The sequence below is a fragment of the Streptomyces beijiangensis genome (assembly GCF_017315755.1).
In the GTDB taxonomy this organism is placed as follows: domain Bacteria; phylum Actinomycetota; class Actinomycetes; order Streptomycetales; family Streptomycetaceae; genus Streptomyces; species Streptomyces beijiangensis.
This window is the reverse complement of sequence record NZ_JAFLRJ010001501.1, coordinates 1-225: the sequence shown is the minus strand read 5'-3', so window position 1 is coordinate 225 and position 225 is coordinate 1. Positions and strand designations below refer to the sequence as shown.

Below are 225 nucleotides of genomic sequence, written 5' to 3'. Positions count from 1 at the left end.
ACCGAGAACGGACAGCGAGGAAGAAGTCAAGGCCAAGTCCACCGAACCGCGAGGCGGCCAAGCTGAAGAGCGGCTTCAGGCGGCTCGCCGCACGCGGCGTGATCCTGGTCATCGCCGGCCTCACCGGTCTCGTCCGCACCGGCGTCGCCCCTCTGACGACGATGGTGCCGTTCGGCCGGCTGCTGCTGATCGGTGGCATGGTCTCGCCGCTGCACGCCGTCCGGG

Annotated in this window: 1 pseudogene; it reads left to right on the top strand. The window is 69.8% G+C overall.

Features of this window, described 5'->3' with window-relative positions:
- Window positions 1-62: 62 nt before the first annotated feature.
- Window positions 63-225 (top strand): annotated as a pseudogene (locus J0695_RS42420) (HdeD family acid-resistance protein); the annotation flags it as partial.